The organism is Lacticaseibacillus paracasei subsp. paracasei, assembly GCF_000829035.1.
In the GTDB taxonomy this organism is placed as follows: Bacteria; Bacillota; Bacilli; order Lactobacillales; family Lactobacillaceae; genus Lacticaseibacillus; species Lacticaseibacillus paracasei.
The window spans coordinates 1-22,613 of the sequence record NZ_AP012541.1 but is presented as its reverse complement, the minus strand read 5'-3'; the positions used below and the strand labels follow the sequence as shown (position 1 = coordinate 22,613).

Genomic DNA, 22,613 nt, shown 5'->3' with positions numbered 1-22,613 from the left:
TTGAGACCAACTCCTAACAGTCCTGTAACGCTGACGTAACATTGACACAGTAAAGTAGCCTTTAGTTAATCAAATTAAGGGTGAGGTCAAAAATGAAATTCAATAAAGTCATGATCACGTTGGTTGCTGCAGTTACCTTAGCAGGTTCTGCTAGCGCCGTAACACCAGTTTTCGCTGATACAAGCGACAGTATCGCTTCCAACAAAAGCGAAACCAATGCACTGTTGAAGCAAATTGAAGATGCGAACACAGAAGTTATCAATTTGAACAAGCAGATCGATACCAAGAATGGTCAAATCAGCGATGCAACGGCTAAGATCAGCGCAACTGATGCCAAGATTTCATCACTCAGCGGTGAAATTGTTGCCGCTCAAAAGAATGTCACAGCACGCAAGAACAACTTGAAAGATCAGTTGATCTCCTTGCAGAAAAAGGCTGGCAACTCTGTCAGCGGCAATGTCTATATCGACTTTGTTCTGAATTCCCAGAACTTGTCTGACTTAATTGCCCGCACCATGACGGTTGGCAAACTTAGCCAAGCCAGCAAAGATGCGCTTGATGCCGTGACAGTTGCCAAGGATAAATTAGCTGGCTTGAAGACGGAACAGGAAAATGCCCGTCAGACGCTGGTTTCAACTAAGGCTTCATTGGAAACCCAGAAATCACAGTTGGTTTCCCTACAAAAAGATGCTAACGATAAACAAGATGCTTTGAATAAACAAATTGCTGATCATAAAGATGAGTTGGTTGCTTTGCAAAGCCAATTTGCCCAAGAACAGTCTGAAGCAGCTGCTGCAACCCAAGCCGCTTTGAAGACCGTTGCCGCTTCAACCGCAAGTTCTTCTACTACCAGCAGTTCAAGCAGCGCAACTTCAACCAGCACCATCGCCAACAACACATCAAGTTCTTCAAACAACAGTTCTTCTGTTATCACCAACAACACAGCTTCAGGCAGTGGCAGCCACGCTGACTTCAGTGGTTCAGGTAACACCTATCCTTGGGGTCAGTGCACCTGGTACGTCAAATCAGTTGCACCATGGGCTGGTAATGGCTGGGGCAACGGCGCACAATGGGGCGGTTCAGCCGCAGCAGCTGGCTTCACTGTTAACCACACGCCAGCAGCCGGCTCAATCATCGTCTTCGCCGCTGGTCAATCCGTTGGCGGTCAATGGACAGCCGATGGTTCATATGGTCACGTTGCTTATGTCCAATCTGTCTCCGGTGACAGTGTCACGATCAGCCAAGGCGGCATGGGCTTCAGCTCACCAACCGGCCCGAACACCCAAACCATCTCTGGTGCAAGCAGCTACGTTTATATCCACCGGTAATTTTTACCTACCCTTAATCACGTCTTGGGATCACATCACGATCCCAACCTAAACGCGTTCGCCAGACCAGAACCCTGCGTGTAAGGACCCTGAACGCAATGACCAAAGCCCGGTCATCACGTTCAGGCCCACTTACACTCCGGTTTCTAACCGGTCTGGCTCACGCTCTTTCTTAAAAACTACCGAGTTATCTAAAAGAAGTCACAAAGAATGTTCGATCGCATTCCTTGTGGCTTCTTTTTTTGGCACTTAAGGAGGTTTATCAGCAACTATTTCGCTTGTTCGAGACACGCCCCGGTAGCAATCAAACGCGACATGACAGGAATCGCAATTGTCACCAGTTATGATACCCAACACGGAATCGATATCGGCTTTTCACCAAACGACCTTGTTTATCTCTGCTGCTGTCTGTAACTGAGACGCAGCATAACACTATCAAGTCTGAATTTTTGTTGGTATGATACGTGTACAACAATGCAAAATTGATTCGTCCTTTACAGCACGTTTAAAGGAGCCCAATAAAATGGTGTATCTCAACACAATTTTACAGCTACTCATGGCTTTGTTGCTGCTGGCACAGCTACTAGTCATGGCCACGGCTTGGTTCACCAACGCCGTCACAATCTGGCAGCGCCTTAGCATGACGTTCACTGCACTAGTCCTTGCTGGCGGCCACCTTGTTATCATGTATGGCTTTGGCTATTTGGCAGATGCTCATGTTCCCATTGCCGGTTGGACTTGGTTTGCTTTGGCGGCGGCAGTCCTGCTTCTGCTTGCAACCATCGCGGGAGCCAGCAGACATGAACGTAGAAGCAGTCACCGATGAAATGACGGTCTCACACTGAACAATTGTTTCACTTTTGATTCGCTTTTTAAATTTCAGGTGTGTTTATACAAGCAATACATTCAATAACTATCGCCTCATTTATATATTAATTATATTTTTATAGTTATAAATTGATTTTAAAACACATTGAAAAGTCGTTTCCCTCTGTGTATCCTATCGTTTAGAAAACGTTTTCTTGGCGGGGCGATTTATTGCTTGATAAAATTACTTTTAAAATGTATTTGCGTTTCTCTATTTTAGGCATGCTGCTATGGGCTCAACACACTTCCGAAGATCAAACTGGTAAGATCGCCCTGTCTCTGAATGGTGGTTATATTCTCTTTTTTCTCGGCGGTATGTTGCACAGTCCTGAACTATCAATGATCCCTATCTTCTTGCTTATCTATGGAAATGCTAACTTTATTAAGCATATTAAGGGTGATGAACCGTATCTTTTTTCAAACGTTGGTAGTCTCTTGATCATGACTGTTTGTTTTGCAACGATTTTTTTGATGAAATCACGGTACGCATTTGTTCTAATACCTTTGTTTTCATTATGCTCCAATAGTCTTTTAGTCAGTCTTCAAGTCTCCGAAAAACACAAATAAAATAATTCACGTTTCTCAACTTAAAGGTCGATTGGCTAACGTAGCTTCGACCTTTTTCAGTTGTTTCCCAACGCATGCTTTTTCAATTTTATGGCTTTGACTAAAAGTCGAAAATCACACATTATTAACAGTAGGAAACCGCGATGAAAAATATACCTTTATGAACGTTTGCTGCTGCGCCACTCACCAACAAATGATGTCGCAATTTTTTCATATTAAGAGAGATAAAACTTTTTTCACCAGAAACTCAAAAACGCTTAGTGAGCTTGCTTATCTGTCCGCTTCTTCAGACCCATATTTGGGGTTTAAAAAGTGTCCTCAGAAACAAACAGTAGTAAACTCAGATCAAATGATCTTATTGTCGAATCATTCTTAGTTTACGATAAAGAGGAAAAAATGAATAAAGGTCGAGTTGAAGCATTCACAGACGCAGTCGTAGCCATTATCCTTACCATTATGGTGCTTGAGTTTAAAACCCCGGAAACCGCAAAATGGACGGGTATTATCCATCAATTACCTTATTTTTTTGCTTATATTGTCAGCTTTCTTTTTGTCGGGGTGGCTTGGTACAACCATCACTACATGTTTGCCTTAGCCCTCAGAATATCAAAAAAAGTTTATTGGATTAACAACTTGTGGCTTTTTAGCATGTCCTTACTGCCTGTCGCAACTGGTTGGGTCGGGAAGTTTCCACAAGCTACTGGACCGGAGTATCTATATTTGTTTGTCTTCATTTTTTGGAGTTTATCGTATCTATGGCTTTCAGATGCCATTAGAAAAACACCTGAACACGTGCATACTGCTGTTAGTCAAAAAATTGCGCAGATGTTTCCTTTTAAATTTCTATCCTCAATCTTTTTCCCACTATCAGTTGTCATCACTGCTATTAGCATCTATTTTTATCCAGCACTTGGGATCTCAATCACCTTTGTCGGCTTGATCATCCTGAGTTTTTTAACACCATCAGACAGCGATCAAGTCAGCCAACAGCCGACGCCAAATCAGCATTCAAAATACCGCCGCGACTTGACCATCGCAGCGGTATTTTTTAATCACATCTTGAGAGCAAAGTACAAATAGACCGGTTTATTCAGAAGATGTCTGCATATAATTCTCAATCTTAAAATAAAAACGAATTCTAAGTGTTTTAAGATTAGTTAGCAACTTGTAGCATAACCAGTTAGAATGCCGCTGAGTGTCCCGTAAAGACCACCAATCGTAACTCCTGCTGGGCCAAATCCACTTAGAGATCCCGCTCCGTTTAGACCACCAATAGCCCCGCCACCAACGAGTCCCATAAGGCATTTATTAGAATCACTTCCGCCGACAAACTGTTGTAGCTCAAGTTCACTCAGTTTCCTTGTTTTACTCATGTTCATCCTCCATCATAAATGATCTTTCGCTGAAAAATGGGCGACTGTTATTTCTATTGTGATAACAATTATCCAGAAAAAAGGGATTACTGTTAATATATTCAACATTGACTGCTCGAATGTATCACCGATCAATATTCGGAAGATGATATTGATCAAGCCACAAATCACCCAAAAAATAAGTTTAAAAACACGATTCTGAAGCACCGTAGATAGCGCCTCCGACGCCTCCTAAAATTCCCAATCCGCCAATGACATACAGGTTTTTGGTTTTGGAACCTAATCCTCCACCTGTGAGGGCACCCAGGACACCACCCCCGACGGTTCCAGCAATGCATTTCCCTATGCCACCACCAGTAACTTGAGCCAATTCAGTTACATTTAGTACACTTACGTCTTTCATGTGTATTCTCCTTTATTATTTAATTCGTGCCATTTACGTTTAGTTTTTGGGTATACAGAAGCCGGCTTCTGTATACCCAATATAAAATAGCAAGTGTATTTTGTGGTAAAAAATTTTTAACCGTCGTGTTTTTACCGATAAACGTCGCACACTGACTCTTATAAAGGTTAAGTTCAGATTTTCGTCCTTTTATTTGGGACTTTTGGCTAAAAATAATCCTCTGAATCTAATCCAACTATTTTTAGGCTTTTTGATCAAGTCTTCATCGTTTAAATGTACAATTCCATCTCTCAACTGATTGTCCATCAGGTACCCAACGGTATACAGAACTGGGAATATAATAAAAAAGACAACTAAAGTCACACATAATAACTATGTGCGAACTTTAGTTGTCTATTTGGCGTATAAACTTCATCTTTATGCTTTCTGCCGACCGTACCTTTTTACTGTAGCCCGAACTGCAAAACCGAAAGCAATAGCAGCAATGCTGTACAACGCCACCATGCCATAGAACTTGCTGATCGGGTTCCAGAATAATGGCCAGAAGAGCTGATAGAGCCAGAAGCTGACGACTAACAGCCCCCAGAAGATATTGATCCAGATCTTTTTCCCCAGTTTACAATTCAAGTGCAACACCCTGACGACTAGACCATAAAGGCCATGAAGACCTATTCTTGTTAGTGCTAGCTAAACAAGAAAGCAGGAATCTTCATGACCCACTCTCAGACTAACACCCACAAGCATTACCAACAACTCAGTTTTAGCGACCGTGCTACAATTCAGGCCCTTCAGGCTGCTGGTGACACCGCGACCGTGATTGCACAGAAGCTTCATCGCAGTAAAGCGACAATCTCACGAGAAATCACGCGTGGATCTGTAACTCAGCTCGACTCGAAGCGTCACTCGCATCAAGTCTATCTTGCGGAAACTGCCCAAGCCATGCACGACCGTAAACGCGATAGAACCGGTCACTACGCCTTCCTTAAGACCGGCCGTGCGTTCTTCAAGGCTCTCGCCAGGGAGCTTACTCGTAAGCCGCGCGTACACAGCGTTGATAGCTTCGTACACTTCTATCGCGACCAGGGCAAGGCTTGCCCTTCAACGACAACTGTGTATCGCTACATCGACGCCGGGCTGCTTGAGCTAGACAACATGACACTTTCCAAGAAGCTCCGACGCCGCATCAAAGGCTATAAGAACGCCCACAAGCGCAAGAATAAGAAGATATACGGCGACTCAATCGAGTTGCGTCCTGCGGCCGTGAATGACCGCACAGGCGTGGGACATTGGGAAGGCGACTTGGTCAAAGGTATTCGCTTAGCTGATGAGCCAGCATTAATGACGCTCACAGAACGGTACAGCCGGACTGAGATCATCGTCAAGATTCCTGACTATCATGCGGGCACCTGCCTTAAAGCCTTGCAGGACACGATCGACGACTACGGGGCCAAGGAATTTGAGAGTATCACTTTTGACAATGGTTCCGAGTTTGCCAAGTTATCAGAGATTGTTGGAACCCAGATTTACTTCGCACATCCGTACTCGCCTTGGGAGCGTGGCACAAACGAGAACGCCAATGGACTGCTTAGGGAATTCTTCCCGAAAGGGAAGTCTCTCAGAGCAGTTACCCTGGTTGAAATTCAAGCAGTCCAATCCGCACTGAACCATCGTCCCAGACGTATTCTGAACTATCTTCGCCCATGCGATTACTACCGATGCATGGCGTAACAGCCTAGACCACTATCAAGAATTCGTTATCATCGTTGCACTTGGCTTGAAAATTGAGGATCCAGATCTTTTTCATCATATGCACCTTCTTTTCGCCGCCGCTTATATCATTGGCGATGCCGGCTCGTGGTAGTACTTATTGATTAGGTGATAGGCTGTTGCCTGCAAACCCACCATCAAGATAATCGTGAAGCCGAACAACCACGCTGTCCATAACAGAGAAACCGGACCGCTTGTTGCTGTTAACGCCGTAATGGAGGTACCCGCCGTTCGGCCAACAATCAGGGTTGGAAAGACCCCTAGAAAAATGGTGTAAATGAAGCTGGCCATGGTGCCGACACTAAGCCAAAAGGCTACACGCCGTCGTTGTTGGCTGATTGCCCACGTTTCAACACCGAGGAAGGCCACCAGTAAAATCAGCAGTAACGTGACAATGACAGGCCGGTTGGTAAAGAACTGCGTGTTAAACGGCAATAAGATGGCAAACAAGACGAGCGCTGGATAGAGGATCCAAGTGGTTCGTTTTAACGCAACTGTCAAACTTGTTGCTACCGGTTCGGTAACTTTTTTGATGACCCGATTCAAACCAACATTCAGGCTGAAGAGAACGGCCAGAATGCCGCCGAGGATACTGAATGGCGTCAGAATGTCACCCATGCTGGCGTAGACGAAGCCATTGCGAATCGGCACGCCGCTTACTGTGGAACTAAAGATAATGCCTAACAGGAATGGTGGCATTAAACTGCCAATGAAAAGTGCCCAGTCCCAGAAGCGATTGTAGTGGCGACTGTGCCATTGATTGCGATAATCAAACGAGACCCCGCGAAAGATCAGAAAGAACAGCATAAGGAAGATGAGTGGGTAATAACCGGATGTTAACGCTGAGTACCACCCCGGATAAGCCGCAAACATCACTGCAAAGGCGGTGACCGCCCAAGTCTCATTACCGCCCCAAACTGGTCCAGTAACCTTCATAATTTGTTGACGCTTGGATAGATCATCGCCAACAAAGAATGTCGCCATGCCGGCTCCGAAATCAGCGCCGTCCAAAACGAAGAATAGCATCAGCTCAGTCGAAATGATACCTAGAAAGATCACTTGTAAATTTGAAAGGCTAGGCATGACTGAACGCCTCCTTTGCAAATGGATCCGGAATTGTGCGATCTTCTGGATAATCACCGGTGATTTGCGGCAAACCGCGTTTAACAGTGCGATGTGAAATGTAAATCATCGTGGTCACTAAGAAGATATCGGCCATTAAGAACAAGGCCAGACTCGTACCAGCCTCAGTGACGGTCACACTCGGTGAAACCGCATCGTACTGCGTGAGTAGCCCATAAACCACAAATGGATATCGGCCAACTTCCGCAACGATCCAGCCAGATGTGAAGGTCAAATATGGCAGCCATAGTACCCAACCGAGTGTCCGCAACGTTTTGGGATGATCTTCGATTGCCGATTGCCGCCGATGCAGCATGATCGTCGCAAACAACGCGAACATCGTGAAGAAGTACCCCGCATAAACCATCAAATGCATGGTCCAGAACAGCAGGGTCACTGGCGGATAATAAGTCATCTGGCCATCGTACGACTTGGCAACCGTCTTATCGAACTTTGCGTGATACATTTTGGCAACAGCGTTCATGCCCGGCATGGTGCCAGTGAACGTGTTCTTGCCGAAGTAAGTCCCCATGTTCGGAATCGACACGGCCTTGGTTGTGTGCGTGTCTTCATTGATCAGCGCAGCCATCGCCCAAGGTGCCCCAGTTGTGGGACTACCTTCCGTCTCATACCGGCCTTCAATTGCGGTAAACTTCATCGGCTGCAACGCTGCTGTTGCGGCACCTTGATCGTCGCCTTGTGCCGGCTGTAAGAATGCTGCTGGCAAAGCAATGAGTAAGCCAATTTGAACGGCAATTTTGAACGCTGACGTATCACGCTTGTGCAGAATCTGCCAGGCAGCAATCCCTGCTGTCAAAAATCCGCCGGTGATCAGGATCGCGAATAAAACATGCAAAAATTCCGGCCGATATTGCGGGTTCTGTAATAACGTAATCAGACTCGTGAGCCGTGCACGGCCACCTTCCAGACGGAAACCATAAGGATTTTGCATGAATGCATTGATTGCAATGATCCAGACAATGGAAAAAAGCGATGCACCCAACATCCCAACGCCTAACCAAGCATGTGCTCGTTTTGGCAACTTACCCCAAGTAAAGCGCCATAAACCGATGATGGTCGACTCAACGAAGAAGGAAATCATACTTTCGCTCGCCAGTGGTACACCGGCAACATCACCCATCAACCGCGTAAACGCCGACCAATTCATCCCAAATTGAAACTCCATGATCAGCCCGGTAACAACACCTGTCCCAAAACTGAAGAAGAAAATCCGACTGAAGAATAAGGTCAGCCGGCCATACTTTTCAGTATCGCCACGGCCATACGCGTACATAAATTCAAAAATCATCGTCGTCAACAACATGCCAATGGTCGTTGTTACAAATAGAAAATGCGTGATCGCGGTTACCGCAAACTGCATGCGTGACAGATTCGTCACAGCCAGCGGAATCGTGGCTAACGTGAGCCCCATTTTGATCACCTCTATTAACCCTAGATTGCATAATTAAAGTTACCACCCAGAAAATGTGAAAAAAGACCTGTCCGTTCTTGCTAAAATGGTGTTTGCATAACATACCATCTAGAGAGAAGGACAGGTCCCATGGCCATTATAACCTTAATTGAACGATCTCAGATAGAACTGATGCAACACCACACGATTCAATACATCGCCGCGACCTTAGGCCGCTCTCGTATTTCTATTAGGCATGAGCTTCACCGTTGCCCTGAAGGTGATTACTGCGCCATTATAGCTCAGGATCATGCCGATACTTGTCGGCATCGTTGTGGTCGGCACTCGATTTTAACGCCTAAGTTGAAGCGGATGGTAACTGAGAAGCTAAACCTAGGTTGGTCCCCTGAAATGGTCGGTTATGCCGTTCACTGTGCGCCACACACGATTTACCACTGGATTTATCAAAGACAAGTCGATTTTCAGCCAAGCCAACTCTTTGATCACGGTAAACGTCATAAAAGAAGACAAGACCTTCGGTCGCGCTATAACCAAGCAGTAGGCACCTCAATTGAGATTCGCAGTGAGTCAGCTAATCGGCGAACCGAAAAAGGACATTTAGAGATGGATACAGTTCGCGGTGGTCGCGGGTCAAAGGCTGCTGTTTTGACCATTGTCGATCGGGTGACACGTTTAATGGCGACAACTAAGCTTGAAAACTTATCACAAAATGCTGTTCTCAAGGGATTTGCAAGACTGATGGTGGACTTTCCGGGTCCGGTTCGATCAGTGACGGTTGATCACGGTAAAGAGTTTTCCTGCGATCAGGCGCTTACAAAGCGCTATCGGATACCGGTTTACTTTTGCCACGCCTATCACCCGAATGAACGGGGCACAAATGAACGGTTCAATCGAGAACTTCGCTACTATTTCCCGAAGGGAACACAGTTTGATCAGGTTTCAGAGACCGATATTCAACAAGCCACAGCGCTTATCAATAACAAACCTAGAAAATGTCTCCGTTGGCAAACCCCAGTTCAAGCAGTGAGCAAGCCTCTTTCTAGGTGGTAACTTTATTATTGCAATCTAGGTAACCAATAATGTCATTTTTCCCTGTATTCCTGATCACCGCTATTGTAGAACTATCTCGTTATTTTATATAACAATAAGCTTGTGATAAATATTGCAATCGTCATACATTGGTCTGCTTCATGATAGAAAATGTTTTTAGCCAGTATTCAATTTATTTCGAGAAAAGGGCTTGCTGTTTTACCGATTGGTCTCATACACTTCTCTTCTTTGTGACAGGATCGAAAATAACAATTAAAGGCGTCAAAATTCATCATAACGCGCGAATTGGCGCAGTATCCTGCACGTAAAGACCTAAGTCGCAATGACCCAAGACCGGTCATCACGACTTAGGCCGCTTACGCTCCGGTTACTACCCGCGCCAATTCACGCTCACACAAAAAAAGACGCTCCCGCCAGTTAAGCAGGAACGTCCTTTTGAATACCAATTAATCTTCTGAAACAAATGGCAGAAGACCCATAATCCGAGCTCGCTTGATTGCGATCGTCAGCTTACGTTGGTTCTTAGCGCTGGTGCCGGTTACCCGACGCGGCAAAATCTTGCCACGTTCTGAGATGAACCGATCCAACAAGTTCGTGTCTTTATAATCGATATATTCGATGTGGTTTGCGGCGATGAAGTCGACTTTACGACGACGACGGCCACCACGGCGTTGTTGTGCCATGAGAATTCCTCCCTTATCAAAGATTCCACTTAGATAACCCTTCGCCTGAAGGGATTACCGCGGTTAGTGCGACTTTGAGTCACACCTTAGAATGGCAAATCATCATCGGAAATGTCGATCGGCTTGCCATTATTAGCAAACGGATCGGGATTAGCAGGGTTAGCCGCGGAGTTGCCTCCTTGGTTCTGACTTGCTGCCGGATTTTGACCCGGATTCGGTGATGATGCATTGTTCGGGGCGCCTTGTGAACCAAAACTTGGCGGATTCTGCGGTTGGTTATTGCCAAACTGCTGCCCGCCGCCATAGTTCTGATTACCTTGGCCAGCTGGATTTGCCGGTTCGGACGGCCGCTGTTGAGTCGTTGCCCGGGATTCCAGCAACGCAAAGTTTTCAACGACGACTTCGGTCACGTAGACCTTTTGTCCTTGCGCGTTATCATACGTACGCGTTTGGATATGGCCTTCAACTCCAACCATGGATCCCTTTTTGGTGAAGTTTGCAAAGTTCTCTGCAGACTTACGCCAGATCACACAATTGATGAAGTCAGTTTCACGTTCGCCGTTTGCACTGCGGAACTGGCGGTCAACGGCCAGCGTGAAAGAACCGACAGCCGTGCCACTTTGCGTGTAACGCAAATCAACGTCTCTGGTTAATCGACCTGTCAATGCAACACTGTTAAGCATGCCGTAGCGCCCCTTTCAAAAAAGTTACGATTAGTCTTCTCGCTTCACGATCATGTGACGCAGAATATCGTTGTTGATCTTGCCAAGACGATCAAATTCATTGATCGCTTTGTCATCTTCTGCGGACAAGTTCACGATATGATAGAGACCTTCGTTGTACTTGTTGATCTCATATGCGAGCTTACGCTTTTGCCAATCCTTGGAATCAATGATGTTGGCACCATTTTCCTTCAAAATATTGTCAAAACGTTCAACCAATTCAGTCTTTGCAGCATCGTCCAAATCTGGACGGATGATATAAGTGACTTCATATTTGGTTTCAGCCATGACGATTCACCTCCTTATGGACTTTAGGCCCCGGTCATTTGCCGGAGCAAGGAGAGTACTAAGGCTATAGAATAGCCGGATACTCACGAGTTAAAATTGTAGCATAGATCCGCGGCGAATACCACCACTAAAATGGCAGATCGTCGGTTGCGACCTGTGGCAGGGTGCCTTCCTCTACTGGCATGACGTCGTCTGTTCCTGTCGCCTGCAAGGTCCCTGCCCGGCGGCTTTCCGTCGTGGCTCGCGACTCCAACCAAGCAAAATTATCAACGACGACAGCGGTCCGCCACACTTGCTCACCTTGCTTATTTTCAAAATGATTATTACTCAGCCGCCCTGAAATACCCAACAATGACCCTTTGGTAGTTGATCCCGCAAAAGTTAAGGCGCGTTTGCCAAAAATGACACACTCAATAAAATCAGTCTCGCGCTGTCCCGTTTTATTCTTGAAAACGCGATTCACCGCCAACGTAAATCGGACGATATCAAGCTCGTTAGCCGTTCGGAAAACTTCAGGTTCCTTGGTCAACCGCCCTGTTAGACTCACACTATTCAACATTCGCTTCTCCTCCTCTAAACGCGTTCACTGGTGCAGCAACCTGCACATAAGGACCTTGACCGCAATGACCTTTCTTCTGCATGGTTGCTTGCACAACACCGTACTATTTATCGCTGTCAGATATACATTACGCAAAAAGTGGTATGCTAAATGTAAACGAATTCAACTTTGGAGGAAAAATCATGACAGCTTATACTTTAGATCAATTCAGTCGCATGATTGATCACACAAACTTACATGCAGATGCAACTCACGCAGATTTGCGCCAGCTTTGCAACGAGGCCAAACAATATCATTTTAAAATGGTGGCGATTAACCAAGTCCAATCGGCTTTTTGTGCGAAACAACTAGCAGGTACCGACATTGATGTTGGCGCCGCAATTGCTTTCCCCTTAGGCCAAACGAGCATCGCGGCCAAAGTTTTTGAAACCAAAGACGCCTTACAAAACGGTGCCAACGAAATTGACTACGTGATCAATATCACGGCGCTTAAGGAACAGCAATACAGTTATCTTGAAAATGAAATGCGTCAAATCGTTGCTGTCTGTCATGCGGTCAATGTACCGTGCAAAGTCATTTTTGAAACCGCCTATCTTACCAAGCCGGAAATCATCAAAATGGCAACTATTGCTAAGGACGTCGGTCCTGATTTTATTAAGACTTCAACGGGCTTTGGCCCAGCCGGTGCCACTGTCGAAAATGTGGCTTTGATGAAAGAAACAGTCGGCGATCAAGTGCAAGTCAAAGCGGCTGGCGGTATCAGAGATGTTGATACCTTTTTGGCAATGATTAAAGCTGGTGCTACTCGCATCGGTACCAGCAGCGGCGTTAAGATCATCCATGAACTTAAGGCGCGCATGGGCAACCAATCAACCTTCACGATTTGAGGTTATCTGTACGCAAACAAATACCGGTCGAAGTGGCAAATTGCCATTTCGACCGGTATTTTTATTGAGCGTGAATCAGCTCAATTGATGCTAGCATTATTAGATTATTCAGGCTGGTCGCCAGTATCATGTTGCTCTGGTTGATCAGCTTCAGCGCGATCAAGCAATTGGCTCACTTGCTGATCGGCATCGCCAGCATACGAACCATCAGCTGGCTGCTGCGAGGTTGGTTCAGCAGAACCGTCTGTCGGGCTAGTTGGCTGATCTGGCTTGCTGCCATCGTCTGGATCGTCGCTTTCCGGTTCAACCTTGGCCATCGTTGCAACCTTGGCATCGTCGTCAACTCGAATTAAACGAACCCCTAACGTTGCTCGGCCAGTTTGCGAAACACTTTGAATATTGAAGCGAATCATGACACCAGAATCAGTCATAACAAGAATATCTTCGGTACCATCAACGGTGGTGACCCCTGCCAACGGACCATTCTTGGCGGTGATGTTGGCTGTCTTGATCCCTTTACCGCCACGACCTTTAATCGGATATTCCTTCGCTGCCGTCCGTTTACCGTAACCTTTTTCTGAAATGACAAAGACTTCGGAATCGGGTTTGAGAATGTCGGAACCCACTACGTAATCGTGTTCACGTAAACGAATACCTCGAACCCCAGTCGCTGAACGTCCCATTGAGCGAACGTCTTGTTCCTTGAAGGTCACACTGTAACCCAGATGCGTCCCGATCAGGATATTGTCTTGTCCGGACGTTAGGATGACATTATTCAGTTCGTCTTCATCCTTGAGATTCAACGCAATCAGTCCGTTGCTGCGAATATTGGCGAATTCCTTCACCGGTGTGCGCTTAACAACGCCTTTTTGCGTGACGAAGAAGAGATAACGATCATCATTTTCGCCTTCATGCACGTTGATAACCGTTTGAATCTTTTCACCGGCACCGACACCAAGCAAGTTGATAATTGGAATCCCTTTTGCGGTTCGACCGTACTCAGGAATTTCGTAACCCTTGCTGCGATAAACTTTACCTTTGTTGGTGAAGAAGAGCAGGACATCATGCGTGGAAGTCGAAATCAGGCGTTCAACGAAATCGTCATCATGGACGTTCATCCCCTGAATACCGCGACCCCCGCGATTTTGTGCCTTGAATTCACTGGTTGCCAATCGCTTGACGTAGCCGTTATGACTCAACGTGATGACCACGTCTTCTTGCTCGATCAGATCTTCATCTTCAAGACTGAGCACTTCACCGACCAGTAATTCAGTACGGCGCTTATCGCCGAACTTCTTCTGAATATCCAGCAATTCGTTGTAGATGATCTGATGAACACGTTCTGGTCTAGCAAGAATATCAGTATAATCAGCAATCGCTGCTTCAACATCCTTATATTCGCTTTCAACCTTCTCGCGTTCCAAACCGGTCAACCGAACCAGCCGCATATCCAAGATTGCTTGGCTCTGCTTGTCAGACAACTTAAACTTGTCCATCAAGATGACTTTTGCCTTGTCGCCAGTTTCAGAACTACGGATAATCGTGATGATTTCATCAATATGATCAAGCGCAATCCGTAATCCTTCGAGGATATGCTCACGAGCCTTGGCCTTACGCAGGTCAAATTGCGTCCGCCGACGAATGACGTTTTCTTGATGATCCAGATAATATTGCAGGATCTGTTTCAAGCTCAACACTTTTGGCGCACCATTAACGATTGCCACCATGTTGAATGAAAAGCCGGTTTGTAGTGGCGTGAGCTTGTACAAGTTATTCAAAATAACTGATGCACTAGCATCACGGCGCACATCAATGACGATCCGCATCCCGTCACGGTCAGATTCATCCCGCAAGGTTACGATCCCATCGATTTTCTTTTCATGAACCAAATCTGCGATCCGTTCAACCATTTTGGCTTTGTTAACCATATATGGAATCTCGGTAATCACGATCCGTTCACGGCCAGACTTCTCCGTCTGAACATCAACTTTCCCGCGCAAAACAATCGTGCCGCGGCCAGTTTCATAAGCATGGCGAATGCCTGACTTACCCATCACAACGCCGCCGGTTGGAAAATCAGGTCCTGGCAGTGCCTGCATTAGGTCAGCTGTCGTGGCATCTGGATTATCCATCAACACGTGCAGCGCCGAGATAGTCTCTGACAGATTATGCGGCGGAATATTGGTCGTCATACCGACCGCAATCCCAGTCGCCCCATTGACCAACAGATTTGGAAAACGTGCCGGTAAAACAACCGGTTCTTTTTCCGTGCCATCATAGTTATCCTGAAAATCAATCGTATCTTTGTTGATGTCACGCAGCATCTCGACTGCTATTTTGCTCATGCGAGCTTCGGTATACCGCATCGCAGCGGCACCGTCACCATCGACAGACCCAAAGTTCCCGTGGCCATCGACCAGCATGTAACGATAGCTGAAGTCCTGTGCCATTCGTACGAGCCCTTCATAAATCGAGCTATCACCATGCGGATGGTATTTCCCCATGACATCCCCAACAATACGCGCACTCTTCTTGTACGGTTTATCCGGCGTCACGCCGAGTTCATTCATACCGTACAGAATCCGCCGTTGAACCGGCTTGAGGCCATCGCGCACATCAGGCAAGGCCCGCGCCACAATGACACTCATCGCGTATTCAAGGAATGATTTACGCATTGTTTCGCCGAGGTTCACATTGGTAATTCGGCTTTCTTGGCGATCATCCATTAAGCGAAAAGTCTCCTCTCAAAAATTCTCATGCAAAAGCTGACTTAGTTAAACTGATCAATCAAGCATCAATGTTGTTCGGATCAACAAACACAGCGTTATCTTCAATAAATTTACGCCGCGGTTCAACATGATCACCCATCAACATTTCAAAAACGCCATCTGCAGCTTCGGCATCCTTTGGCGATACCCGCAGTAAGCGCCGATTATCCGGATCCATGGTCGTCTCCCATAGCTGGTTGGCGTCCATTTCCCCAAGCCCTTTGTAACGCTGAATCTCTGGCTTTGGACTCGGAGGCAACTGGCCTAGAATGTCTTGCAATTCTTCATCGGAATCGATATATTGCGTCATTTTGCCTTGGCGTAACCGATACAACGGCGGCTGTGCGATGTAGACATAGCCAGCGTCAAGCACTGGCCGCATGTAGCGATAAATCAACGTCAGCAACAAAGTCCGAATGTGGGCACCATCAACATCGGCATCGGTCATAATGATCAGTTTGTGATATCGAGCCTTATTGATATCAAAGTCCTGCCCAAAACCGGTACCCATCGCGGTGAATAAGGTTCGAATTTCTTCATTGGCCAAGATGCGTTCCATTGAAGCCTTTTCGACATTCAGAATTTTCCCACGAATTGGCAAAATGGCCTGCGTCAGGCGACTACGCCCTGATTTGGCAGAACCACCAGCGGAATCCCCTTCGACGATAAATAATTCAGAGATCTCTGGGTCCTTACTGGTGTTGTCGGCCAATTTACCAGGCAGGTTCGAAATTTCCAACCCGCTCTTTTTCCGGGTCACTTCACGCGCCCGCTTAGCCGCCAAACGTGCCTTGCTGGCCAGCATGGCTTTGTCAATGATTAGCTTGCCATCAGCTGGGTGTTCCATGAGAAACTTATTGAAGTGGTCAGAGAAGGTACGGTCAACCACCGTTCGGGCATCCGAGTTCCCTAATTTGGTTTTAGTTTGCCCTTCAAACTGCGGATCTGGATGCTTCACGGAAACAACCGCCGTCAAGCCCTCACGAACATCATCCCCGCTTAACGGATCATCGCTGTCTTTTAGCGCACCAGACCGGCGAGCGTAATCATTAATGACCCGTGTCAGCGCCGTTTTAAACCCGGTCTCATGCGTGCCGCCTTCATACGTATGGATGTTGTTGGCAAACGTCAACAAGGTGCTGTGATAGTCGTTGGTGTATTGCAACGCGAATTCCACCGTGATGCCTTTGTCTTGTCCTTCCACATAAATCGGTTCTTGTAACAGGTTTTCTTTTTTCTCAGTTAAAAAGTCAACGTAAGACTTGAGGCCGCCTTCATAATGGAATACCAGCTTCTCGTGCGTTGCCGCGCGCTTGTCGGTAAAGGTCAACTTGAGACCCTTGTTCAAGAAAGCCAGTTCGCGAATTCTGGTGGTCAGAATCTTATCATCGAATGTTCTAATTTCGGTAAAAATGTCCGGATCAGGCAGAAAATGAACCTTGGTGCCATGTTCGTGCTCCGGTGCCGTGCCAATCACTTTCATCGGCGTGTTCACCTTGCCGCGAATAAAGTCAATGTAGTAACGTTTGCCACCACGAGTAACCGTGACGTCCAAATCAGTCGACAACGCATTCACGACTGATGCCCCGACACCATGTAGGCCACCGGAAACTTTGTAGCCGCCGCCGCCGAATTTACCACCGGCATGTAAAACGGTATAAACCGTTTCAAGTGCTGGCCGTCCGGTTTTAGACTGGATATCGACTGGAATCCCGCGACCGTCATCTGTTACCGTCACACTATTATCTGGGTTAACTTCAACTTCAATCCGTGTTGCGAATCCAGCCAGCGCTTCATCAATCCCGTTATCAATGATTTCCCAGACCAAATGATGCAAGCCTTGGCTGCTTGTCGAGCCAATATACATCCCTGGACGCTTCCGAACCGCTTCAAGTCCTGAAAGTACTTGAATCTGGCTGGCATCATACTCAGCCGCCAGTTCATCCTTCTTCTCTTCGGCCGTTTCTTTCTTGTCCGTCACTGGTTATCCTCCTTGTTAAAATGCGTTCACTGGCACAGAAACCTGCACATAAGGACCTTGAACGCAATGGCCAAAAACCGGCCATCACGTTCAAGCCCACTTATGTTCCGGTTTCTAAACGTGCCTGTTCACGCTCTGCTTTAAACGCGTTCACCAGCCCAGAAACCTGCGTGTAAGGAACCTGAACGCAATGACCAAAGTACGGTCATCACGTTCAGGCCCACTTACACTCCGGTTTCTAACCGGGCTGGTTCACGCTCTTGCTAATGTCCCCTCATCAACTTTAAAGACTGCAGGGGTTGCGATGATTTCTTTTTGAATGCCTTCCAAACTTGTGGTGGTTAAAAAGGTTTGGACTTTGGTTTGAATGGCCTTAAGTAAATGGGTTTGGCGAGCCGCATCTAATTCTGACAACACATCGTCCAGTAATAGCACTGGATATTCGCCGGTTTGATCCTTCATAAGGTCAATCTCTGCCAGCTTAACAGCCAATGCTGTGGTGCGTTGTTGCCCTTGACTGCCAAAATTGGCAACATCCTTATCATTGACGATGAACAACACATCATCTCGCTGGGGACCGACTAAACTGGTTCCTTGTTCGATTTCGCGCGCTTGCTGCTTGGCAAACATCTCGCCCAAAGCAGTGTAAACCTGCTCACTGTTACCGCGAAGACTGGGGTCAACCTGTGTTTGATAAGAAAAATGTAATGACTCCCGCCCCTTGGTGATATCTTGCTGAATCGTTGCAGCATAATCCGACATCGTCTCCAACAACTTAGCGCGCGCCGTAATTAGCTCTGCCCCGAAAGCTGCAAGCGAGTCAGTCAACACATCCAGATAAACCAGATCCTTGGCCTGATGATACTTAAGCTGCTTCAAATACGCATTGCGCTGCTTCAAAAACGTTTTATATTGGCTCAGATTATAAAGGTACTTGGGACTCATCTGGCCAAACTCCATGTCGATGAAGCGACGCCGCCCAGCCGGACTGCCCTTGACAATGGCTAAATCCTCAGGTGCAAACAAGATGACATTAAAATGCCCTAAATACTGGGAAAGCTTCGGTTGTTCGATGCGATCAATCCGGGCACGCTTGCCTTGATGACTGATAATCAACTCCAACTGATGGGAACCGCTTTGTCGCGAAACTTGCCCGGAAACCCGTGCAAACTCGCTACCAAAGCGAATCAGTTCCTTATCATTGTTGGTTCGATGACTGCGAGCCAATGCCAAAACATAGATTGATTCAAGCAGATTCGTCTTGCCTTGAGCGTTTGCCCCAATCAAAACATTGATTTCTGGTGAAAATGTTGTATCAACAGCAGCATAATTGCGATAATTTTTCAGCACCAAGTGATCCAGTTTCATGCGCTCACGATCACGTATGTTTGGCCGGCCACGCTGACTTGATCATCTGGATACAGCTTGCGCCCACGTCGCTCCTCAGCTGCGCCGTTGACTGTCACTGAGTTTTCACCCAGATACCACTTGGCCGCACCGCCACTATCGATCAATCCCGCCTCTTTCAGAAACTGGCCCAAGGTCAAAAAAGGGGTCGTGATTTCGATTGTTGTCATTGCTGTCGCCCTCCATTCCGAAAAGTGCTAGACAAACCGCGTTAAACCGCGATTTGTCGTCAATGAACACGAATTAATTATACCCTTATACTACTTAAAACACAATTCTAAAACGGCATTAAAGCGGCTCTGAGGCAATCTGAACGTTGTGCGTCCCCCTAGACTAAAAAGACCCAGAAAGGCCAAAATCGGCTAAATTTTGATTTCTATCGATTTTGACCGCTCTCAACGCAACTTTCGATTATTTGTCATTAGGAATTCTAAATAGAAATATTCGACTGATCGTGAAACTTTATGAAAGTCATCTGTTTGACCTAGGTTTACAGAAAAAATGACTGATCTATTTGTGAACAAACCAACAATCAAAGTCTGTTATCATCACCTTTGATTAAAGTGGGACGAAAAAAGACCCATAAAACGACTCACTGCCATCAAAAAAGCTGATGTTGGCTAACGGATCATGTGGCTGCTTTGCATTTTGATGCGCACATTATCAGTTCATTTCATGAAGCATAAGTTCGTCAAAAAAACGCCTCACCGAATCTTTTCGGTAAAGGCGTTTTCAAGTCATGTTTAGTTAGAACGTTCGAACTGGCGTGATGAGTTGGATAAACCGTTCCTTGTCTTCTGTTGGAACCAAAGTGAATGGTCGCAATGGTGCGGTGAAGTCAACTTCAATTGCCGTTTGGCCAAATCCTTGCAAGGCATCCTTCATATAATCAGGGTTGAACGAGATTTCTAGATCCTCGCCGCTAAGTTTGTTGAAACTAAGTACTTCTTCAACATTCCCGACATCTGGCGAATTACCGTAGATAGTCGCTTTTTGATCAGCGATATTAAGGACAAGCCGAACTACATTGTTGCTACTTTCGTGACTCAGCAAGCTGGCACGTTGAATGGAGGCCAGCAATGCTGGTGCGTCAAATTCCGCTTGCGTATTGCTGGATGTTGGAATAAGTCGGCTTGTGTCAGGGTAGTTGCCTTCAAGTAAGCGTGAATAAAAGGCCGTTTGCCCAAACACGAACAGCACTTGATTTTCCGCAATGCGAATTTCGATTTTTTCAACGTCATCGCTTAACATGCGGCTAAGTTCTGTCAGACTTTTCCCTGGAATAATGATGTCATAATCCGAGGCACTTGCTGTTGGTAAGGTCAGGCTACGTTGCGCAAGGCGGTGGGAATCAGTCGCAACAGCTACCAACTGATCGCCGGTAATTGTCAGATGAACCCCTGTCAAGATTGGTCGACTTTCCTGATTAGAAACGGCAATAACTGTTTGGTTAATCAACTGACGTAACACATCAGCTGAAACACTCAACGCTGCATCGGCTGTAATTTCTGGCAACCGCGGATAGTTATTGGCATCCAAACCATTAATGGTAAATTCAGATGCCCCAGACGTGATGACGGTTTGGAAATTGTCTTTAACTTCAAGCGTCATTGTGCTTTCTGGCAAACGTTTAACGATTTCGCTAAAGAAACGGGCTGGCAAGACGATTTCACCAGTGCTTCCGATTTGGAGATCATTATTTTCATCCGTTGCGTTGATCCGTGATTCGATTGAAATATCGGCATCACTACCAGTGAGGATTAAGCCGCTATCGTTGAGCACAATTTTCAATCCAGTCAGAATCGGAATGGTTGTTTTGGTTGAAATGGCCCGAGAAACATCATTCAAGGTTTTTAAGAATGTGGATCGGGTGATCGTAAATTTCATAAGAGCCTCCTGAACGTCTTTTATATATATAATATAAAGCTTTTGAAGTAATAGTAATAGGGCGTGTTCAAACTGTGGAAAACTTTGAGAAACAACAACTGAGAAAGTTATGCACTTGTGGATAAGTGCGACGGATAAAATGGTTTGTTTTTGAAGGTTATCCACATGTGCATTACCCGCGGTTTTTCAAGATATTCCGCAATTCGATCACTTGAGCTTTTAAATTCTCATCAGTTGTCATTGAAGCCATAATTTTTTCGTGGGCATGGATGACGGTTGTATGATCCTTGCCGCCGATTTCCTGACCTATTTTCGGTAAACTGTTATCGGTCATTTCGCGCGCTAGATACATCGCGATTTGGCGCGGAATGACAATCTGTTTGACGCGTTTCTTTCCTTTAAGATCCTGAACCGTCAGCTGAAAATATTTCGCGACAGCATTCAGGATTTGCGGAATGGTCAATTGTCCGCTGCGGTCATCAAGTTTCAGGGCTTTCAAGGCATCCGCGGCTAAGCTGGTCGTGATATCTTCGTTTTTCATGGTTGAAAAGGCTTGAACGCGTACTAACGCACCTTCGAGATCACGTACGTTACTTTCAATTTGACCAGCAATGTAAGACAAGGTGTCATCTGGAATGCTGAGATCTTCAGCATCGGCTTTATTCCGCAAAATAGCGATTCGTGTTTCCAGATCTGGCGGTGTGACATCGACAGACAAGCCCTTATTAAACCGCGAAACCAACCGTTCTTGAAGTTTGGGGATTTCGTTAGGCAGGCGATCACTGGTCAAAACAATTTGCTTCATATTTTCATACAGCGTATTGAAGGTATGAAAAAATTCTTCCTGTGTGGCCTCTTTGTCACCAAAAAACTGAATATCATCTACCAACAGCAGATCCACATTTCGGTATTCTTGCCGAAATTGTTCCTGTTGTTTGGTTTGAATCGAGTTAATGAAGTCATTAGCAAAATTCTCACTGGTGACGTATTTTATGTTGGCTGCTGGATTATTACCTAGCACCAAATTACCAATCGCTTGCATTAAGTGGGTTTTGCCAAGACCAACGCCACCATAAATAAACAGAGGGTTGTATGTTGTCCCAGGGGCTTCAGCAACCGCCAAAGCAGCCGCGTGGGCCATTTGGTTTCCCTTACCAATCACGAAGCGGTCAAACGTATATTTCGGATTTAAATGGGTTTTTGCCTTAAAAGTCAGATTTTGATCGTCTTCTTCAACCGCAGGACGTTGATCTGTAGCCGGAGCTGGTTGCAACTCATCCTTGGTCATAATGACGGGATCAACTTCAAGTTGCGCGAATTCGTAAACGCCTTCGACTACCTTGGTCACGAGATTCTTTTCCCAATAAGCTTTGTGTAAAGAAGCTGGGACTTCAATTTCGAGTTTATCTTTGGTTAATTTGACGGGTTTTGCTGTCTGGATCCATGTGCTGTAACCGACCGGGGTCAATTCTTCACGGAATTTATCATTCAGGTAAGCCCAAAGTTCCTCTAAATTGGGCAT

At 46.1% G+C, this 22,613-nt stretch carries 21 protein-coding genes and 1 pseudogene; 7 read left to right on the top strand and 15 right to left on the bottom strand.

Annotated elements, in window-relative coordinates; translation table 11 throughout:
* The first annotated feature begins 92 nt into the window (after positions 1 to 92).
* The 4 genes and pseudogenes from LBPC_RS00110 to LBPC_RS00095 form a co-directional block, all read left to right on the top strand.
* Positions 93 to 1,328 carry a cell wall hydrolase P40 gene (locus LBPC_RS00110; protein ID WP_003577228.1) on the top strand — a complete coding sequence of 412 codons (1,236 nt, stop codon included), beginning with the start codon at positions 93 to 95 and terminating at the stop codon, positions 1,326 to 1,328.
* Between the two features lie 523 nt (positions 1,329 to 1,851).
* Positions 1,852 to 2,154, top strand: a complete 303-nt coding sequence (locus LBPC_RS00105) for a hypothetical protein (RefSeq protein WP_011673935.1) — start codon at positions 1,852 to 1,854, stop codon at positions 2,152 to 2,154.
* 212 nt (positions 2,155 to 2,366) lie between these two features.
* Positions 2,367 to 2,762, top strand: a complete 396-nt coding sequence (locus LBPC_RS00100; protein ID WP_003584064.1) for a hypothetical protein — start codon at positions 2,367 to 2,369, stop codon at positions 2,760 to 2,762.
* 396 nt (positions 2,763 to 3,158) lie between these two features.
* Positions 3,159 to 3,749, top strand: a pseudogene (locus tag LBPC_RS00095) (TMEM175 family protein); the annotation flags it as partial.
* Between the two features lie 170 nt (positions 3,750 to 3,919).
* Here the strand turns inward: LBPC_RS00095 and LBPC_RS00090 are convergent.
* The 3 genes from LBPC_RS00090 to LBPC_RS00080 form a co-directional block, all read right to left on the bottom strand.
* Positions 3,920 to 4,135 carry a Blp family class II bacteriocin gene (locus LBPC_RS00090; protein WP_016366383.1) on the bottom strand — a complete coding sequence of 72 codons (216 nt, stop codon included), beginning with the start codon at positions 4,133 to 4,135 and terminating at the stop codon, positions 3,920 to 3,922.
* A 184-nt stretch (positions 4,136 to 4,319) separates the two neighbouring features.
* On the bottom strand, positions 4,320 to 4,538 hold the full coding sequence (locus LBPC_RS00085) for a Blp family class II bacteriocin (protein ID WP_003662299.1): 219 nt from the start codon (positions 4,536 to 4,538) through the stop codon (positions 4,320 to 4,322).
* 417 nt (positions 4,539 to 4,955) lie between these two features.
* Positions 4,956 to 5,153, bottom strand: coding sequence for a hypothetical protein (locus LBPC_RS00080; RefSeq protein WP_016383835.1), 198 nt, complete (start codon positions 5,151 to 5,153; stop codon positions 4,956 to 4,958).
* A gap of 96 nt (positions 5,154 to 5,249) precedes the next feature.
* On the opposite strand from LBPC_RS00080, the gene LBPC_RS00075 reads away from it, so the two are divergent.
* On the top strand, positions 5,250 to 6,266 hold the full coding sequence (locus LBPC_RS00075) for an IS30 family transposase (RefSeq protein WP_041091277.1): 1,017 nt from the start codon (positions 5,250 to 5,252) through the stop codon (positions 6,264 to 6,266).
* A 102-nt stretch (positions 6,267 to 6,368) separates the two neighbouring features.
* On the opposite strand, the gene cydB is transcribed toward LBPC_RS00075, so the two are convergent.
* Positions 6,369 to 7,388, bottom strand: coding sequence for a cytochrome d ubiquinol oxidase subunit II (cydB, locus tag LBPC_RS00070; RefSeq protein ID WP_003662302.1), 1,020 nt, complete (start codon positions 7,386 to 7,388; stop codon positions 6,369 to 6,371).
* Positions 7,381 to 8,859 carry a cytochrome ubiquinol oxidase subunit I gene (locus LBPC_RS00065; protein WP_016377483.1) on the bottom strand — a complete coding sequence of 493 codons (1,479 nt, stop codon included), beginning with the start codon at positions 8,857 to 8,859 and terminating at the stop codon, positions 7,381 to 7,383. Before LBPC_RS00065 ends, cydB begins: the two co-directional genes overlap by 8 nt.
* Positions 8,860 to 8,988: 129 nt before the next feature.
* Between LBPC_RS00065 and LBPC_RS00060 the strand changes: the two genes are divergently transcribed.
* A complete protein-coding gene (locus LBPC_RS00060) occupies positions 8,989 to 9,909 on the top strand; it encodes an IS30 family transposase (RefSeq protein ID WP_003574021.1) in 921 nt (306 codons plus the stop codon).
* Positions 9,910 to 10,355: 446 nt separating this feature from the next.
* On the opposite strand, the gene rpsR is transcribed toward LBPC_RS00060, so the two are convergent.
* The 4 genes from rpsR to ssb (LBPC_RS00040) form a co-directional block, all read right to left on the bottom strand.
* Positions 10,356 to 10,592, bottom strand: a complete 237-nt coding sequence (gene rpsR / locus LBPC_RS00055; protein WP_003568467.1) for a 30S ribosomal protein S18 — start codon at positions 10,590 to 10,592, stop codon at positions 10,356 to 10,358.
* An 86-nt stretch (positions 10,593 to 10,678) separates the two neighbouring features.
* Entirely contained in the window at positions 10,679 to 11,275 is a 597-nt protein-coding gene (gene ssb, locus LBPC_RS00050; protein WP_003662304.1) for a single-stranded DNA-binding protein, read from the bottom strand.
* A 30-nt stretch (positions 11,276 to 11,305) separates the two neighbouring features.
* Positions 11,306 to 11,602 carry a 30S ribosomal protein S6 gene (rpsF, locus tag LBPC_RS00045; RefSeq protein ID WP_003568460.1) on the bottom strand — a complete coding sequence of 99 codons (297 nt, stop codon included), beginning with the start codon at positions 11,600 to 11,602 and terminating at the stop codon, positions 11,306 to 11,308.
* Between the two features lie 127 nt (positions 11,603 to 11,729).
* Positions 11,730 to 12,161 (bottom strand): single-stranded DNA-binding protein, encoded by a 432-nt coding sequence (ssb, locus tag LBPC_RS00040; RefSeq protein ID WP_003662305.1) that lies wholly within the window; start codon positions 12,159 to 12,161, stop codon positions 11,730 to 11,732.
* Positions 12,162 to 12,343: 182 nt separating this feature from the next.
* On the opposite strand from ssb (LBPC_RS00040), the gene deoC reads away from it, so the two are divergent.
* Positions 12,344 to 13,048, top strand: coding sequence for a deoxyribose-phosphate aldolase (deoC, locus tag LBPC_RS00035; protein WP_003568456.1), 705 nt, complete (start codon positions 12,344 to 12,346; stop codon positions 13,046 to 13,048).
* Positions 13,049 to 13,152: 104 nt separating this feature from the next.
* Here deoC and gyrA read toward each other — a convergent pair whose 3' ends face one another.
* From gyrA to dnaA, 6 genes are all read right to left on the bottom strand, one after another.
* Positions 13,153 to 15,774: a DNA gyrase subunit A gene (gyrA, locus tag LBPC_RS00030; protein WP_003662307.1), complete on the bottom strand. Its 2,622-nt coding sequence runs from the start codon at positions 15,772 to 15,774 to the stop codon at positions 13,153 to 13,155.
* Between the two features lie 61 nt (positions 15,775 to 15,835).
* Positions 15,836 to 17,797 carry a DNA topoisomerase (ATP-hydrolyzing) subunit B gene (gene gyrB / locus LBPC_RS00025; protein WP_003662308.1) on the bottom strand — a complete coding sequence of 654 codons (1,962 nt, stop codon included), beginning with the start codon at positions 17,795 to 17,797 and terminating at the stop codon, positions 15,836 to 15,838.
* A gap of 252 nt (positions 17,798 to 18,049) precedes the next feature.
* Entirely contained in the window at positions 18,050 to 19,165 is a 1,116-nt protein-coding gene (gene recF / locus LBPC_RS00020) for a DNA replication/repair protein RecF (protein ID WP_003662310.1), read from the bottom strand.
* Positions 19,162 to 19,374, bottom strand: a complete 213-nt coding sequence (gene yaaA, locus LBPC_RS00015; protein ID WP_003568449.1) for a S4 domain-containing protein YaaA — start codon at positions 19,372 to 19,374, stop codon at positions 19,162 to 19,164. Before yaaA ends, recF begins: the two co-directional genes overlap by 4 nt.
* A 577-nt stretch (positions 19,375 to 19,951) precedes the next feature.
* Positions 19,952 to 21,091, bottom strand: coding sequence for a DNA polymerase III subunit beta (gene dnaN, locus LBPC_RS00010; RefSeq protein ID WP_003568447.1), 1,140 nt, complete (start codon positions 21,089 to 21,091; stop codon positions 19,952 to 19,954).
* 172 nt (positions 21,092 to 21,263) lie between these two features.
* Positions 21,264 to 22,613 (bottom strand): chromosomal replication initiator protein DnaA, encoded by a 1,350-nt coding sequence (dnaA, locus tag LBPC_RS00005; RefSeq protein WP_003568444.1) that lies wholly within the window; start codon positions 22,611 to 22,613, stop codon positions 21,264 to 21,266.

Excerpts from the sequence above, each read along its gene's own strand:
- LBPC_RS00110 (WP_003577228.1), top strand. The coding sequence starts at position 93 with ATGAAATTCAATAAAGTCATGATCACGTTGGTTGCTGCAGTTACCTTA.
- LBPC_RS00105 (WP_011673935.1), top strand. The coding sequence starts at position 1,852 with ATGGTGTATCTCAACACAATTTTACAGCTACTCATGGCTTTGTTGCTG.
- LBPC_RS00090 (WP_016366383.1), bottom strand. The coding sequence starts at position 4,135 with ATGAGTAAAACAAGGAAACTGAGTGAACTTGAGCTACAACAGTTTGTC.
- LBPC_RS00085 (WP_003662299.1), bottom strand. The coding sequence starts at position 4,538 with ATGAAAGACGTAAGTGTACTAAATGTAACTGAATTGGCTCAAGTTACT.
- LBPC_RS00075 (WP_041091277.1), top strand. The coding sequence starts at position 5,250 with ATGACCCACTCTCAGACTAACACCCACAAGCATTACCAACAACTCAGT.
- cydB (WP_003662302.1), bottom strand. The coding sequence starts at position 7,388 with ATGCCTAGCCTTTCAAATTTACAAGTGATCTTTCTAGGTATCATTTCG.
- LBPC_RS00065 (WP_016377483.1), bottom strand. The coding sequence starts at position 8,859 with ATGGGGCTCACGTTAGCCACGATTCCGCTGGCTGTGACGAATCTGTCA.
- LBPC_RS00060 (WP_003574021.1), top strand. The coding sequence starts at position 8,989 with ATGGCCATTATAACCTTAATTGAACGATCTCAGATAGAACTGATGCAA.
- rpsR (WP_003568467.1), bottom strand. The coding sequence starts at position 10,592 with ATGGCACAACAACGCCGTGGTGGCCGTCGTCGTCGTAAAGTCGACTTC.
- ssb (WP_003662304.1), bottom strand. The coding sequence starts at position 11,275 with ATGCTTAACAGTGTTGCATTGACAGGTCGATTAACCAGAGACGTTGAT.
- rpsF (WP_003568460.1), bottom strand. The coding sequence starts at position 11,602 with ATGGCTGAAACCAAATATGAAGTCACTTATATCATCCGTCCAGATTTG.
- ssb (WP_003662305.1), bottom strand. The coding sequence starts at position 12,161 with ATGTTGAATAGTGTGAGTCTAACAGGGCGGTTGACCAAGGAACCTGAA.
- deoC (WP_003568456.1), top strand. The coding sequence starts at position 12,344 with ATGACAGCTTATACTTTAGATCAATTCAGTCGCATGATTGATCACACA.
- gyrA (WP_003662307.1), bottom strand. The coding sequence starts at position 15,774 with ATGGATGATCGCCAAGAAAGCCGAATTACCAATGTGAACCTCGGCGAA.
- recF (WP_003662310.1), bottom strand. The coding sequence starts at position 19,165 with ATGAAACTGGATCACTTGGTGCTGAAAAATTATCGCAATTATGCTGCT.
- yaaA (WP_003568449.1), bottom strand. The coding sequence starts at position 19,374 with ATGACAACAATCGAAATCACGACCCCTTTTTTGACCTTGGGCCAGTTT.
- dnaN (WP_003568447.1), bottom strand. The coding sequence starts at position 21,091 with ATGAAATTTACGATCACCCGATCCACATTCTTAAAAACCTTGAATGAT.
- dnaA (WP_003568444.1), bottom strand. The coding sequence starts at position 22,613 with ATGCCCAATTTAGAGGAACTTTGGGCTTACCTGAATGATAAATTCCGT.